The 13,765-nt window shown below is 62.0% G+C and carries 18 protein-coding genes and 2 pseudogenes; 6 read left to right on the top strand and 14 right to left on the bottom strand.

Annotated elements, in window-relative coordinates; all coding sequences use genetic code 11:
* Positions 1-11: 11 nt before the first annotated feature.
* The 3 genes from AC07RV_RS23615 (at position 12) to AC07RV_RS23605 (ending at position 3,677) form a co-directional block, all read left to right on the top strand.
* The gene (locus AC07RV_RS23615) at positions 12-746 is read left to right on the top strand and encodes an amino acid ABC transporter ATP-binding protein (RefSeq protein ID WP_108137349.1); all 735 of its coding nucleotides are present in this window, start codon (positions 12-14) and stop codon (positions 744-746) included.
* A gap of 56 nt (positions 747-802) precedes the next feature.
* A complete protein-coding gene (locus AC07RV_RS23610) occupies positions 803-1,303 on the top strand; it encodes a cupredoxin domain-containing protein (RefSeq protein WP_108137348.1) in 501 nt (166 codons plus the stop codon).
* A gap of 772 nt (positions 1,304-2,075) precedes the next feature.
* Positions 2,076-3,677: a phospholipase D family protein gene (locus AC07RV_RS23605; protein WP_108137346.1), complete on the top strand. Its 1,602-nt coding sequence runs from the start codon at positions 2,076-2,078 to the stop codon at positions 3,675-3,677.
* A 60-nt stretch (positions 3,678-3,737) separates the two neighbouring features.
* Here the strand turns inward: AC07RV_RS23605 and AC07RV_RS23600 are convergent.
* A pseudogene (locus tag AC07RV_RS23600) lies at positions 3,738-3,976 on the bottom strand (hypothetical protein); the annotation flags it as partial.
* 108 nt (positions 3,977-4,084) lie between these two features.
* Here AC07RV_RS23600 and AC07RV_RS23595 point away from each other — a divergent pair.
* Positions 4,085-4,456, top strand: coding sequence for a hypothetical protein (locus tag AC07RV_RS23595; RefSeq protein ID WP_108137345.1), 372 nt, complete (start codon positions 4,085-4,087; stop codon positions 4,454-4,456).
* An 80-nt stretch (positions 4,457-4,536) separates the two neighbouring features.
* Here AC07RV_RS23595 and AC07RV_RS23590 read toward each other — a convergent pair whose 3' ends face one another.
* The 6 genes from AC07RV_RS23590 to AC07RV_RS23565 form a co-directional block, all read right to left on the bottom strand.
* Positions 4,537-4,977: a helix-turn-helix domain-containing protein gene (locus AC07RV_RS23590; protein ID WP_108137344.1), complete on the bottom strand. Its 441-nt coding sequence runs from the start codon at positions 4,975-4,977 to the stop codon at positions 4,537-4,539.
* A gap of 418 nt (positions 4,978-5,395) precedes the next feature.
* Positions 5,396-6,142 carry a DUF7227 family protein gene (locus AC07RV_RS23585; protein WP_281078682.1) on the bottom strand — a complete coding sequence of 249 codons (747 nt, stop codon included), beginning with the start codon at positions 6,140-6,142 and terminating at the stop codon, positions 5,396-5,398.
* 135 nt (positions 6,143-6,277) lie between these two features.
* Positions 6,278-6,508 (bottom strand): hypothetical protein, encoded by a 231-nt coding sequence (locus AC07RV_RS23580; RefSeq protein ID WP_108137342.1) that lies wholly within the window; start codon positions 6,506-6,508, stop codon positions 6,278-6,280.
* Positions 6,505-6,732: a hypothetical protein gene (locus AC07RV_RS23575; protein ID WP_108137341.1), complete on the bottom strand. Its 228-nt coding sequence runs from the start codon at positions 6,730-6,732 to the stop codon at positions 6,505-6,507. The genes AC07RV_RS23580 and AC07RV_RS23575 overlap by 4 nt, the downstream gene beginning before the upstream one ends.
* Positions 6,729-7,043 carry a hypothetical protein gene (locus tag AC07RV_RS23570; protein ID WP_108137340.1) on the bottom strand — a complete coding sequence of 105 codons (315 nt, stop codon included), beginning with the start codon at positions 7,041-7,043 and terminating at the stop codon, positions 6,729-6,731. The genes AC07RV_RS23575 and AC07RV_RS23570 overlap by 4 nt, the downstream gene beginning before the upstream one ends.
* Positions 7,040-7,564, bottom strand: a complete 525-nt coding sequence (locus tag AC07RV_RS23565; RefSeq protein ID WP_108137339.1) for a hypothetical protein — start codon at positions 7,562-7,564, stop codon at positions 7,040-7,042. The genes AC07RV_RS23570 and AC07RV_RS23565 overlap by 4 nt, the downstream gene beginning before the upstream one ends.
* A 252-nt stretch (positions 7,565-7,816) precedes the next feature.
* On the opposite strand from AC07RV_RS23565, the gene AC07RV_RS23560 reads away from it, so the two are divergent.
* Positions 7,817-8,050 carry a hypothetical protein gene (locus AC07RV_RS23560; protein ID WP_444813580.1) on the top strand — a complete coding sequence of 78 codons (234 nt, stop codon included), beginning with the start codon at positions 7,817-7,819 and terminating at the stop codon, positions 8,048-8,050.
* Between the two features lie 22 nt (positions 8,051-8,072).
* On the opposite strand, the gene AC07RV_RS23555 is transcribed toward AC07RV_RS23560, so the two are convergent.
* The 6 genes from AC07RV_RS23555 to AC07RV_RS23530 form a co-directional block, all read right to left on the bottom strand.
* Entirely contained in the window at positions 8,073-8,756 is a 684-nt protein-coding gene (locus AC07RV_RS23555) for a YqaJ viral recombinase family nuclease (protein ID WP_108137337.1), read from the bottom strand.
* 115 nt (positions 8,757-8,871) lie between these two features.
* Positions 8,872-9,870 carry a DUF932 domain-containing protein gene (locus AC07RV_RS23550; RefSeq protein WP_108137336.1) on the bottom strand — a complete coding sequence of 333 codons (999 nt, stop codon included), beginning with the start codon at positions 9,868-9,870 and terminating at the stop codon, positions 8,872-8,874.
* A 174-nt stretch (positions 9,871-10,044) separates the two neighbouring features.
* Positions 10,045-10,503 (bottom strand): hypothetical protein, encoded by a 459-nt coding sequence (locus AC07RV_RS23545; RefSeq protein ID WP_181361133.1) that lies wholly within the window; start codon positions 10,501-10,503, stop codon positions 10,045-10,047.
* Between the two features lie 108 nt (positions 10,504-10,611).
* The gene (locus tag AC07RV_RS23540; RefSeq protein ID WP_108137335.1) at positions 10,612-10,959 is read right to left on the bottom strand and encodes a DUF2958 domain-containing protein; all 348 of its coding nucleotides are present in this window, start codon (positions 10,957-10,959) and stop codon (positions 10,612-10,614) included.
* A gap of 188 nt (positions 10,960-11,147) precedes the next feature.
* On the bottom strand, positions 11,148-12,194 hold the full coding sequence (locus tag AC07RV_RS23535; RefSeq protein ID WP_110644347.1) for a toxin-antitoxin system YwqK family antitoxin: 1,047 nt from the start codon (positions 12,192-12,194) through the stop codon (positions 11,148-11,150).
* Positions 12,195-12,231: 37 nt separating this feature from the next.
* Positions 12,232-12,645, bottom strand: coding sequence for a zinc ribbon domain-containing protein (locus AC07RV_RS23530; RefSeq protein ID WP_132970508.1), 414 nt, complete (start codon positions 12,643-12,645; stop codon positions 12,232-12,234).
* A 178-nt stretch (positions 12,646-12,823) separates the two neighbouring features.
* On the opposite strand from AC07RV_RS23530, the gene AC07RV_RS23525 reads away from it, so the two are divergent.
* The gene (locus AC07RV_RS23525) at positions 12,824-13,144 is read left to right on the top strand and encodes a helix-turn-helix domain-containing protein (RefSeq protein WP_408908501.1); all 321 of its coding nucleotides are present in this window, start codon (positions 12,824-12,826) and stop codon (positions 13,142-13,144) included.
* Positions 13,145-13,458: 314 nt separating this feature from the next.
* Here AC07RV_RS23525 and AC07RV_RS23520 read toward each other — a convergent pair.
* Positions 13,459-13,662 (bottom strand): annotated as a pseudogene (locus AC07RV_RS23520) (helix-turn-helix domain-containing protein); the annotation flags it as partial.
* Positions 13,663-13,765 lie beyond the last annotated feature (103 nt).

Raw genomic sequence — 13,765 nt, 5'->3', positions numbered from 1 at the left:
AAATGAAAACGATGATCGATATTGACAACGTCTCCAAGTGGTACGGCAAGTTTGCGGTGCTCACCGACTGCAGCACGCGCATCGGAGAGGGCGAGGTGGTCGTGGTCTGCGGCCCCTCGGGCTCGGGCAAGTCGACGCTCATCAAGACGGTGAATGCGCTCGAGCCGATCCAGCGCGGCGGCATCATGGTCAACGGCATCGCGGTGACCGATCCGAAGACCGATTTGCCCAAGCTGCGCAGCCGCGTCGGCATGGTGTTTCAGCATTTCGAACTGTTCCCGCACCTGAGCGTGACCGACAACCTCGCGCTGGCGCAGGTTCAGGTGCTCGGGCGATCGCGTGCCGAAGCGGTCGAGCGCGGACTGCGCATGCTCGACCGCGTGGGCCTTGCGGCCCACAAGGACAAGTTCCCGGGCCAGCTCTCCGGTGGCCAGCAGCAGCGTGTCGCGATTGCGCGGGCGCTGTCGATGGACCCGATCGTCATGTTGTTCGACGAGCCGACTTCGGCACTGGACCCCGAGATGGTGGGCGAGGTGCTCGACGTGATGGTGCAGCTGGCGCGTGAGGGCATGACGATGATGGTGGTCACCCACGAGATGGGCTTTGCCCGCCAGGTCAGCGATCGGGTGATCTTCATGGATCAGGGCCGCATCGTCGAAGACTGCCCGCGCGACGAATTCTTCGACCGACCCGAGAGCCGGACACCGCGGGCTCAGGACTTTCTCTCCAAGATTCTGGCGCATTGATGTTGCTGGATCTCGCCCCTTTTCCAGACAAACCCAACCACAGTCCAAGGAACCTCATGAAACCGATCACGACATTGATGCTCGCAAGCACTCTGGTATTTTCAGGTCTCGCCCTCGCTCATGGCGACGAGGATCACGGCGCACCGAGCGGACCTGTGCGCAAGAAGCAGAAAGACTGGGGCATCGCCGGCGATGCGAGTGCGGCTAAGCGAACGCTGGAATTCAGGATGACCGACAACATGCGCTTCACGCCCGACCGTATCCAAGTCAAGCAGGGCGAGACCGTGAAGATTGCCATTCGGAACCAGGGACAGGTCATGCACGAGTTCGTCCTCGGCACGAAGAAGGAACTCGACAACCATGCAGCGCTGATGATGAAGTTCCCGGGCATGGAGCATTCCGAGCCCTACATGGCGCATGTGGCTCCCGGCAAGACCGGCGAGATCACCTGGACCTTCAATCGGTCAGGGGATTTCGATTTCGCGTGCCTCATCGCCGGTCATTACCAGGCCGGCATGGTGGGCAAGGTTAAGGTCGTCGCCGCCTCTGGGGTCTGACGCTTCCCCGGGATTTAACCGGGCTGTCTCATGCGTTTCCCTGGCGCTGAGTTGATCGACTCGGCCCGCGTTGACCAGACCCAGTTGGCATACCGACCCGCCGGGAAAGGTTGAGCCGACGAGGGTGAGTCTTGCTTGAGGCGGTTGCACAGCGACCGTCAAGGCTCCGCCTCGCGACAAGCGGAGAAATGCGCCTGCCGAGAAAAACTTCCTTGGCGATCGCTGCTCAGAGCGTCCGACTTTGACTATCTCTCGCCGGACGGAATGGTGCCTTCTCGCATCGCCGGAAGGGTCTCTTTGCGAACTTCATCGCGCGTCTTGCCAGGACCGCTTTTGGCGACAGGCCACGGCGCGCCGTACCGGCTCGACCATGTCCAGAACGGATGCTTTTGAGCAGCCTCTAGTTCAGCGGTCACGTGGGCTCGTGGTCTGGCCGGCCCCGCGTGCTCGGGATGGTAGACCACGCCAGCTTCCGTGGGTGCGAAGTGAGATGGTTCCGCGTACGCCGCGGGCGCGAAAACAACTGCGCAGATGGCGATGGCGAGTGCTGGACCTCTACGTTTTGGCGACATGATGCTCTCCTTTGACCAAGTGAGTGCATGCCGGGCCAGAAAGCCGTGACGGCCCGGATGCTCTCGGTAGGCCGTCGGTTGATCTCCCTGTCATCAGTCTAGAAATCCAATCCGTCAGTCGCCGCTCGGGCGGATTACAAATGTTTAATCTACCGGCGCATCCGCGTCTGGAATGAGCAGGGCGGCTATATTGCGAGCCCATGTTCCCAGACGTTTGGATTCAGTTTTTCGCGTACTTCGCATTTCGCAGGTTGGGCGTTCTGCTCGCAATGCTCACCACCGCGTTTCTCGTGGGCTGCGCCGGACTACCCTTGCCATCAGGCAATCGTCAGGCCTCCCACGCCATCGCCGAATACGCCGATACGACGCTGGGAAGGCTCGCGGAACGTCATGTGAATGGCTCAGCGGTGACTTCGGGTTTTCGGTTGCTTCCCGAGGCGGCTTTCGCCTTTGACGCACGTGTTGCTCTCGTGCGCAGTGCCGAGCGATCACTCGATGTGCAGTACTACCTGATTCGTAGCGACGATGCTGGGCTGCAATTTCTCAGAGAGCTTCGCGACGCTGCGTTGAGGGGTGTGCGCGTTCGCCTGCTCGTAGATGACCTCTACACGGGCGGCGAGGAGGAACTGTTTGCCACACTGGCGACGTTCCCGAACGTCGAGGTGCGTCATTTCAACCCACTTCCTTCGCGTGCAGCGGCGCTTCCAGCGCGACTGGCGCTCTCCTTTTTTTCCTTGTTGCGAGTTAACCATCGCATGCACAACAAGCTCCTGGTGGCCGACAACAGTTTTGCGATCTCTGGCGGGCGCAATATCGGCAACGAATACTTCATGCGCGACACGTCGGCCAACTTCATCGACGTCGACTTGCTCTCATGTGGTCCGATCGTGCGGGAACTGTCCAAGTCCTTCGATGCATTCTGGAACAGCACACAGGTATGGTCCATCGCTCACCTCGCGCCGCTTTCGCTCTCTGTCAGCGTTGCGCAACGCCGATTCGACGAAAGAGCCCGTACTGCAGCACCGGAGGTCGCCTTGCGACCTTCCGACATCCTCGGCCATTCGCCTGTCGGTGAACAGTTGATCACCGGCAAACTCGAGCTCCACCAGGCATCGGCGCGCCTGTATGCCGACAGTCCCGAAAAGCTCTCGCTGGATCACGAAGCAGCGTACCGCGGCAGCGTCTCGGAGGGCGCGTTGAACGAGGTTGCGTCCTCGCGAGCCAGCGTAAGAATTCTTTCACCCTATTTCATCCCAGGCCCTCGGGGGATGGCTGTTTTGGAGAATTTCGTTGCCAGCGGTGGTCGCGCCGTGGTCATCACCAACTCGCTCGGATCCACGGACGAGCCGCTCACGTATGCAGGCTATGAGCGCTACCGGCCCGATCTATTGAAGATCGGCGTGACGGTCTACGAGATTGCACCCGAAGGCCCCGTACGACCCAAACGCTTCGGCGACTTCGGCAAATCACTCAGCCGCCTGCACGCCAAGGTCGCGCTGATGGACGACGAGCGAATTTTCGTTGGATCGATGAATCTCGATTACAGATCCGCTTCCATCAATACAGAACTTGGGCTCGTCGTCGAAAGTCCTGCGATGGTCAAGGAATTCAACAGCCTGATCGCCGCAGAGCATATCGAGTTCGCGTATCGGCTGCGCTCTTCCACAAACGGCCGCACGCAGTGGCTGAGTCACGATGCGGATGGTGAGCACATCGTGCATGAGGATGTCCCCGGCAACTTCCTGTGGCTGCGAATTAAGAACTGGTTTCTGCTGCCAATCCTGGGAGAAGAACTTCTATAGGAATACGACCTCGGTTTTGAAGGATTCAGCACGAGAGGCGCGAAAGTCCAATGCGCCGTTTCAGAGCACTTCGTCGGCACAACTAGGCTGCATCGGGCTTACGAACAGCGCGGGATTTACGCTCGGCAACATCGAAACCTCGATCAGCACGCCGACCACAGTGGCCAGCACCGCGCACGAATGAAGCCGAACAGACTGATGGCGTCGGCCACCGCCAGTTCGAAGAAGTCGGACGCACCGATCAACGCGAAGGGACATGTGATGCTGAGCTTTTCGCCGAGCTTCCGATACAGCCAGTGTTAGCAGTGTGACATCTTGGAGCGTTCTTCACCGCAGCGATGTATGCGACACCACGCGACCCGGCTTTGGGTACACATAGGGCTATTTCTCGCCCTCCAGGAGATGAAGTGACTTTTCCCCGACCCGCTATCAAGCTAGGTGTTTCGTACCTCGTTGCTGCGGGCTCCCTTCTTGCCGCCGCATCAGCCAATGCGGGCACAAGCTGGTCCATCGGTGTCAGCGTACCCGGCGTGGTGGTGTCCGCTCCCGCTCCGGTGTACTACGAGCCCGCGCCCGTTTACTCGCGGCCGGCCCCGACCTACTACCAGCCCGTACAGCCGGTCTACTCCGCCCCGGCGCCTGTCTACTACGAGCCTGGATCGCGTTGGGAGGAACGCCGTGCGCAACGCTGGGAAGAGCGTCGCGCGGAACGCCGTGAATGGCGCCACCGGCAATGGGAGCACGAGCAGTACCGCCGCTACCACGAAGATCGCGATTGATGTTGGCACGTCGGTCTATGCGATCTGCCGAGGAATGCGTTGGCCGCGCAGACTGCCACCGCGCCCTCAGAAGTGCCGCGCTATTGAGCGGTGAGGCGTTCCGCAATTTCGCGTGCACCGAGCCCTCGCACTGCCGCAAGGCCCTGGAGTTGCACGGCCCTCGGACGCGCCTTGCCTTGCTCCCAGTGGTAGATCGTCTGTCCGGACACACCAACCAACTGTCCGTAGATCGCAGCAGATAGTCCCAACTTTGCACGATGTGCTGCCAACCTGGAAGCACTGAAGCGGCGCTTCATCACCTCGCCTGCATCACCACCCGAACCCGGAGCCGCGGAAGGACGTACCGCGCCCTTCGCGACGCGGCGTAGCTCCTTTTCGAGCGCACTCACTTGACGGCGGAGGTCGGCTATGGACGACCGATGTACAACCGATGCTTTCTTCAGCGTTTCGATCTCGGCACGCACTTCTTTGCGAGCTACGCGGGAAATTTCGGCTTTGAGAATCGAGGCGATATTTGGCATGAGCGCATTGTGCCGTTTTGTAGTTGCTAACGAAAGTTTGGCCAAGCTGGCAACTTCGAACGCCTTCTGAGCCATGGGTCCTTCCGCTCTAAGACGACACTAGAACTGCCAAAAAAGAAGTCTTAACTGACGGTCTGGGCACTCCTTCACAAAACGAATTCGTGAAGGAGTGCCCAGACTTTCTTTCAACTTCTTTCTTTGCGCCCATGATCGCTTCGCCGATCAATCCCGTAAGCGTCCGTCAAGTTGGCTAGCTGACTCTCAGCTTCCACAGCCCGCCGCACCTCTTCCAAGCGAGAGGGATCAGCTTGCTTGCGTGCAAGCATTGCACGGTCCACCTGGCTGAGGAATTCTTCGTCGAACAAGACCTCCGCTGCTAGAGACTGTGCGCTTGAGGCTCTCGTCTCATCGACTTTCCTCACCGGGGCGTCTCCTTGAGGAAGATCGCCTCCACGCGCTTGGCCCCTACTCCATGGGCTGGGAAGCCCATGATGACGGCGCGATCACGCTGCTGACAGATGCCGCAATTCAGGCAGTCAGTGTTGCCCAGGCTTGCTGGGCACACAACGACCTGGCGGCCTGCGGGCGTGCGCACTGGCTTGGTGGTGCCCTGCGGCAGAATGACGACGACAGGTGCAATCCCCAGGCTGGCATGGCTGTCGGCCTGAGCCAGCGTCTGTGCACTCAAGTTGACCGTGAAGCCAAGTTGATTCGCCTGCCGAATGGCTGTGCCGTTCGCCGGCGTGGGCAGGTAGTGGGTGTAGGTGAACCCGCGCAGCCCCCTGTTCGCCCTCGCGAGCCTGAGGAGCAACCCTGCATCAATCACGCCGGGCGACGATGGTGTCAGGTCCCCTGCCTGGTTGTGGCGCCACAGCGAACAACGACGCAGCGTGCCGATCTCTCGCAGCAATTCGTCGAAGTTCGAGCCGCGCAAGCCTTCCGAGACGGCTCTCCAGTGAATCGCTAAGGGCCCGCCCTCGGCATAGCAGCCGTTGCGCCGCAGGCCACAATTCGGGGGACATGTATTCGCGCTAGTCGTCGTGACGGCCATCGGTCCCGTCTTCGTATTGCGGCTGATGCGGGTGAAGTGATAGATAAATGATTCGGCAGGTGTAGTCGGCGCAGCGCGCAGCGCCAGACCACCTCGTGAGATCGTGGTGACCAAGGTGTTCTCCTTTGAGAGTCAAGGCCGCGGCGCACAGCCCTCGCCTGCCCACTGCATGGGCTCGAGAAGAAGTCCGGGCCTGCGGGATGGAAGGGATGGCTCGGGCTCGTGGAGCCCGATAAAGAGCAGAAGGGCCTAGCTATCGAAGCGCTGCTTGAGCTTTCGTTTGATCTCGAGGGCACAGCCGTGCCAGGCATGGCCGCTGACCATTCCGGTATCCAGCGCTTCGGGATCCGCTGCAGTCACCTTCTGCGCGTAGTACGTCAATGCTTGCAGTACGAAGGCCTGGATCAACGCCCCATGCGCGCTGAACTCCATCAGGTCCACCACGAACTCGACATTGGTCGGAGGTAGCGATCGCTTCATGCGCCGTCTCCGCTCGCTTCGCACGCCGAGTGCCGGACCTCGAAGCCCGGGATCGGGCCCGGGTCCAGCAGCATGATCAGATCGCTCGCGATACCTTGGCGCAGGGACGCCCAGCCCTCTTCGATGAGCCCTTCCTTGGAAGCCTGCGCGCGGGCCGCACGACGCAAGGCTTCTTCTTCGAAGACATCGATGCTCGCCGTGAACACCAGGGACAGGCCGCTCATGGCGCCTTCTCCTTCGACGTGACGGGAGAGATCTCGGCGCCAAAGGCTAGCGCTGAATTCTCGAGGCTGGGCGGTCCGTTCTGGCGCACCCACCAGGGCGGTGGTTCGTGGGGCACGGACATCACGCCGAGGTAGCCGTCCAGCGTGGCGTAGCCCACAACCTTGGCACGGCCGATGTTGTTGACGCGAATCAGAATGTCGGCGCCGATCGCGGGCACCTCGAACTCGGCCGACCATTTGAGCTGGTCGGTCGCCGCGAGGTTACGGGTGTAGGGCGGCACCGCCTCGTGCCGCTGGAAATCGTTGTTCATGGTCGAAACTCCAGAGATGGCAGCACCGTGGCGCGGCCGAGTTGTCGGGATTTGAGGCGAAAGCCGAGACCGTCGCTCTCACGCGCGACGTCCCAGCCCCGCCGTCCGAGGCTGCGGCGCAGCACATAGGTGTGGTCGCCGTACGCGACGCGCAGACCTGGCCGGATCGCCGCCCGCCTGGCCATACGGTTCGCGTGGAAGGCACGCACTTTCTCGCGCCAGGCGCCGGCATACGTACCCATGGGCGCATCCGCATGCTCGAGGAAAGCGAGCGGGCAGTCGTAGTAGCAAGGCCCGACGGTCTCGTCCATGCTTTTGACGGCCGCCTCACCATGCCGGCAGTCGATGAGCGTCAGGCCGATCCACTTGCGTCCGGCGTTGCCGCCGGTGCGGGTCTGGGCCAGGAACCACAACCGGTTGCCGATCACGCGGTGCGCCAGCACCGTGGACGAAGCGCTGACGCTGGCCAGTTCGTCATGGATGGCCTGCTCCTTGGTAGCGCGGTAGACGATGGTGCCCACGTCAGGCTTTCGCGTCAGACACAGGCACCAGCGCGAAATCAGTGCCGTTCAGATCGCGAGGTCGAGGGAAGACGCCCTGGAGCGGGAAGATGGGGTGAGAGAGAAGGTGATGCATCGGTTGGACGTCAAAAAGCCCGCGCGGGGCGGGCTGTTGAAGAAGAAAAGGAGCGGGAAAGAGAAGAAAGAGCCACAGTGCCCTCCGGCACGCGCAGCTCTATCTTTAGAAGTGAATCGAGACGGCACAATCTCTGCATGACGACACAGCAGGAGCTGCCCGACGAGGTGCTGAGCACGATGGCCATCGAGTGGCGCAGGAAGGCTCTAGAGGGAGACATCCACGCACGCGGTATCGCCCACGAGCTCGAGACGGAGTTGCGCCGACGCGCCGGTGCGCCGCTCACGAACTACGACAACCTGGACCTGCGGCCGCTCGAGGCGAGAACCCTGCGGCGCCGGCGCTGGTGGCCGTTCGGGCAGGCACGCTGACGTCGCAGGGCGCTCGCAGCGCTCATCCGTCGCCTTCCGATGCGGGCGGCGCCTGGTCGCGCTCCACATGTCGCCAGAAAGCCCGCTCTTGCCGGATGAGCCGCGCGATCTCGAACTCGTTGCGTTCGATGCGGTAGACCTGCAGGTCCTGACCGCCCAGCAGCACAACCACGTCGGCGGCCTGCTCGCCCGTAACGGCGAGTTGATGCAGGACCCGAAGCCGGATGTACTCGGGAACACCCAGGGCCCACAGCGGGGCCATCTGCATGCCGACCGACAAACACTCGAGCAGTTGGACCTCGGAGGATGCGACGACTTCGCGAACGACGGTGGCGCACATCCAGGGATATTCTGGATGTCGCCGCGTGGTGTTGACGCACCGGACCTTGCGCCCGGTCCGCATCGTGTAGTGGGCCGCCACGATCGGCTCGAGCAACCGGCTCCAGTACGCGCTGCTGTCGTTATCCAGTCGCACGGGGTGCAGCAGGTCCCGCCGGCCGGTCTTCTCCATCCAGAGGCGGACCTGGGATTTGAAGGGATCCTGGCCGAGGGCCGCAGCGGCTTCGAGGTTGCCGAGCCCGGCCTCATGGAGGCCGAGCCCACGATCACCGGTCGACTCCTGCGTCCCCTGAAGCTCGACCACCTGGAGCACAGGTCGCACCGTCGAACGCGGTGTTCTCAGACGTTCCGCACGTGTATTCACCATGTTTTTCTCCTTGGAAGGTTCTGATGTCCGTCCAGCAAAAAGCCCCTCTCCTGCGAAGGAGAGAGGCTTCTTTTTGGGGGGACGGGGGGGTAAAAACGGCCCCTGCTAGAGGGCTTCAGGACGTGAGCTGAAGTGCGTGGTCAAGGGCGCGTTGCTTGATTGCCGCGCCTTGGCCGAACCAGGCGCTGTCGAGCCGGTATTCACGGCTGCGAGCCCGACGTTCGTGGTCGACGAACTCGGTCACTGCGCTGAGCAGGCCCCAGGCCGTGCCCTTGGCGGCTGCGAGTTCGGCGCCTCGTCCCCTGCCCTCGTAGAGGGCTTGCACTGTCTTCAGGGCACGGTCATGCGGCAGGCCTGGCTGTCCGGTGTTGCCCTGCTTGCGGATGGACTCCTTGGCGTTCGGCCCGCACAGCACGTGCAGGAAGTAGTCCAGCGATTCCTTCCCCTTGACCTTGCATTCGGACAGCTGCTTCATGCGGTGCATGAAGTGCTCCCACTGGGAGACGGCGATTCCCAGCTTCTGCTTGATGGCGTCGGCATCGAAGCGGGTGTTATGAGGCACGCGGATGGCATGGCTGGTGCCGTCCAGCGCGATGGACAGGGTGTTGTTGCAGACCACCCGGACGGTGGTCGGGGTGACGGTAGTGGCGAGGGTGCCGTCGCAGGAGGTGGCAAGCAGCAGGTAGCCGTCGACGACGTCCGAGCCCTTGAGGACGGCCTGCTTGCCGGTGCGCGCCAGTGCCCAGAACTTGCGTCCGGCCTTGAGCACACCGGCGGTTTCCATCTCGTAGCCGCCGATCTCGGTGAGGTCGCGATAGAACTCGAGCACCGCCCGGGGCTGCACGACCTGGTAGCGGCTGCTCACGACGGACAAGGGGGCGTGGGTGTCGCTGCGGTAGAGCACCTTGTGCTCCTGGAAGGACTCCAGGGTCTGGAGCGACGGGACTGCCTCCGGATCTTCGCTCATGTAGCGCACGGGGGTTTCTCGGATGGTCCAGTCCATGCCGGCGCTGCGGGCCCAGACGTCGATCGGTTGCTTGGGCGGGAGCCGGTGGCCGAGCAGGTGCCAGGGAGTGTCGCCGGTGAAGGCCATTGTTTCGATGAGATGTGCCATAGGGATTGCTTGGGTGGAAGACGCGCGCGACGAGGCCTCTGCGGATGCAGTCGCATGAGCGTCGCCGGGGCACGTGCGTGTGTGCGGGAGAAGAGAACGCGAGCCGAAGGCTCAAGAAGAAGGCAATGGCCAATGCTGCGGTGAAGACGGCATGGATGCGCGGGGCGCAGCGGATCAGAGGGGATCGAAGTCCGGATCGTGATCGTCATCGACGCCCGCATGCTCGGGTCCCATGCCGGCCGCTGATCCGGACGGTCCCGAAGACATCGGGGGCGATGGCGAGAACGAAGGCTCGGACGCACCGCGTCGGCCGCTGAAGCTGTGACCACAGCTCATGCAGCGGCAGTTGTTCAGGACACGGTCGTCGACAACACGGCCGAAGATAGCGCCGACCTCGGTGCCGAGGGCACCGCCGCCCAGGCCGCCGAGGACGACACCAATCACCGTGCCGACGCTTCCGCCGATGGGACCTGCGGCCATGCCGAGGGTGAAGCCGGCGCGGCCGCCGCGCAGCGCACCCGCAATGCCGCCGGCCGCGCCGGCGAGACCGCCCAGGGTGCCGCCGGTGCGCTGGGCGACGTCTCGGGTTTCGATGCGGTCCGAGCCGCATTGGGGACATTGAACGTAAGACAAGGGGAAAGATCCTTTGAAGCAAGTGGGTGGAAGTGAAGCCGCAACACAGACGGCAAAAAGCCCGGCCGACCGCGAGGTCGTACCGGGCTGTTCTGGGGCAGGGAAATCTCAGTCGACGATGCGGCCTGCGAGCCGCGCCAGGCGCGCGTACGCGCTCAGAGGCTTGTTCGCCTTCCAATGCAGGTCACGCTCGATGCCCAGGGTGCCGCGCATCAACCGGATCGACATCAGTTCGTGCACCGACACGTGGCCAAGTTCAGGGGTGCCCGTGCCAAGATCGCCGAGCCCATAGGCGGTGTCTTCATCATTGGGGTCCAGCTCGGTGATGAGCCAGGTGGCGGCACCGCAGGGGTTGAACCACTTGACCACGGGATGCGGATCGAAGCGAGGGTTGTCGCGCGAGACTTCGCCGTTGGCCAACAACCGTTGGCGCAGCTCAGGGGTGATGAGTTCCATGGAAGACTCCAAGTCTTTGCCCGAGCGGTGCGGGCAATCTGGTGTATGGGAAGGGTCTGGCCACACTGCTCAGATGAGCAGGCGGCATAGCGCCCGGCCAAACGGCCGGGCGATACGGGGCCCGGAAACGAAAAAGCCGCCCGAAGGCGGCTTGAGGAGGGTTGGAGGATCGAGGAGAAAAGGCTGCTTCAGCCCGGGCGCTTACCGCCGCGGCATTCGGCCTCCCATTCACCGAGTTGATCGGCGGTAATCACTTCATCCTCACCGTGCTGAACGCGGAAGGCGACGATCTGCGTATCCACGCAGCCCTGCGCATTGGATGCAGCGCCTGGCGGCGGCACCGTCACTGTCGACGTCGCTGTCGGCGCCAACGGCACCTCCACGCCGTTGTCGTACCTGGCCACGACCTTGAGCTCGTCCGTCGTGTTCCTGTCGCTGTCCTGGGTCGCAGCGACAACGTCACCGTGCAGCTTGCCCATCTTCCATCCGCTGCGATCCCTGAGCTTGCCGGAGAAGGCGTCGTAGTTTTCCTCGATGCCGTCCTTGATCCCGTCGACCATCCTGACGCGATATTCCAGCCGGTCGGTTCCGCGTGAATAGCGTACGAGCTCGCCGTCGACCAAGCCCTTGGAGTACGTGGCGCGGAAGACCAGCTTGCCGGTCTCGTCGTCGACGATTTCCTGTTTGCCGTCCACCCTCCCCTGCTTGAAGCTCACCTGCAGGATCTTGCGCCCCGACTCGGGCCCGTACATCGTCATGTCGCCATCCAGGACGCCGTTGTCGAACTGCGCTTCTGCTGCGAGCTTGCCGCCGTTGCGAGGAAAGTAGGTCTTGATGCGTCCATCCAAAGCTCCCTTGTCAAAACTCATCTCGTCGGACAGCAGTTGGTCCACAGTGGCGCGGCAGACTGCCTTGCCATCCAGAAAACCTTGCTCGGCGTCAACTTCGCAGAGAGCAGCACCGGTGTAGATGTCCGCCTGGATGCCCAGCGACGTGTAGACGTTGGAGAGGGTCTGGTGGTACGCCGCATAGTCCTTGCGGCCCATGATCGCTGTACGGGCGGGCACGTTCGTGAGGTGCCCAGAGTACGGCTTGTCGGCACCAGCCCGGAAGATCTTGCCGTTGACGACCTCGGCGTTGCGGAAGTCCAGGGTCGAGGGGCCGCAGCCGGCCAGCAGGAATGCGGCGGCCACGAACATGCACGGCGCGAGAAGCGCCTTGATGATGGTTTTCATGGGGTGTGGAAAGGAAAGAAGTGGTTGACCGCTCGGCTCACTTACGGATCGACAAGCCGATGGCGCCGCCGATGAGCGTCATGCCGGCGAAGCCTTGGAAGGCCTCGTCATCGCCCGCCAAGGCGATCAGCAGCAGTGCGGTGATCACCGTCATGATGATCTTGGCGCTCTTCGGGAAGGTCTTGATGGTGGTGCCCGCCAAGTAGTAGATCTCGCCGCTCCAGGCGACGACCACGGCCGCTGGAGCGAAGACCAGGAACATGCAGACCAAGGCCCAGCGCTGGCGGAACCAAGGGATGGAGCCGTAGGGGCCAGGAGCTCCAGCCAATGGCGCATGGGTGGTGGATGCAAGCTGCGATGCGACAGCTTGAGGCGCGCCGCATTTGGGGCACGTCGGGGCTGTTTCGTGGATCTGGTGGCCGCAGCCGCGGCAGTGGACGAAGTTGGTCATTAGGTTCTCCTTAGGTATTGATTGAACTGAAAGGTCGCGGAAGGTGCGAGTGAACGCCGGACGTGGAGCCTCACGTGCCTCTGGGGATCACAAAGCGACAGCACGCTCCCAAGGCGCCCCGACGCTCCTTGAAACTCTTCTGCTCAAATGGTAACCATATCCCGCGCAATCTTATCCCGTGGAGCTTTATGCAGGAGGGCAAGACCATTGGCGGATGGTCAAAACTGGTTCATCGGACAAACAGAAAGCCTCGGAGTTAGTGGCTTTCGGAGAAGCCGTTCGCCGCCGTAGGAAAGACCTTGGCTACTCGCAAGAGGCGTTTGGGGATGCTTGCGGGATAGATCGCAGCTATATGGGCGGCATTGAGCGCGGCGAGCACAATCTCGCGCTCATCAATATCCTCAAAATCATTGAAGGCCTCGGCGTCCAACCATCAGAGTTTTTCAAGGACATGGACAAACCCATTGGCCATGCACGCAAGCCAACACGAAAGAGCTGAGTTCTCCTACGTGCTCACCTCAGTCATATAGGTCTGAAAGTTTCTGGATTCCAGAAATTCGGCAAGATTTCCGGCATCAGGCCTCGTCCAGCGTCGCATCAGCAGCTTCGCCGCCCTTCAGCTAGGGTGCTGATGGCCGCAGCAGCCTTCTTACCGATGGCAGAGGAAGCGGCAGGCGGAGCAAGTGGTGTCGGAAGGGCGTTGTTGTTGAATTCCATCGACCTCTGACCCTGAATTTCCATTGAATACTGACCCACCCGCTTTGTGAGCCTGAAGGCGTCACGGTGTGGATAAGTGCTTGATGTTCTCCTTGTGTGGATCTGCCGCAGATTGCGCCGCTGTTTCCGCGATTTGGTGGCCTCGATCGCGAGCCAGGTCGCGAGCTTCTCGGCATAGGGATCGAGCTTGCTTGAGCTCGTCCGCTTGGCATAGCGCGGCATTTCTTCGCCGGCTCGCAGGTACTTCTTTACTGTGTTGCGAGACAGGCCTGTACGCCTAGCTATCTCGCGGATGGACATCTGCTCGCGCAGGGCCCAACGTCTGAGGGGTTGTCTGAATTTCTGTGTTCAAGGCTCCGTGTAGGGTCCATCCATTCAGATGGACCCGCGCCACATATTACGC

It is taken from the genome of Variovorax sp. GW821-FHT09B01, from assembly GCF_059418345.1.
This window is presented reverse-complemented; position numbering and strand designations above follow the sequence as displayed.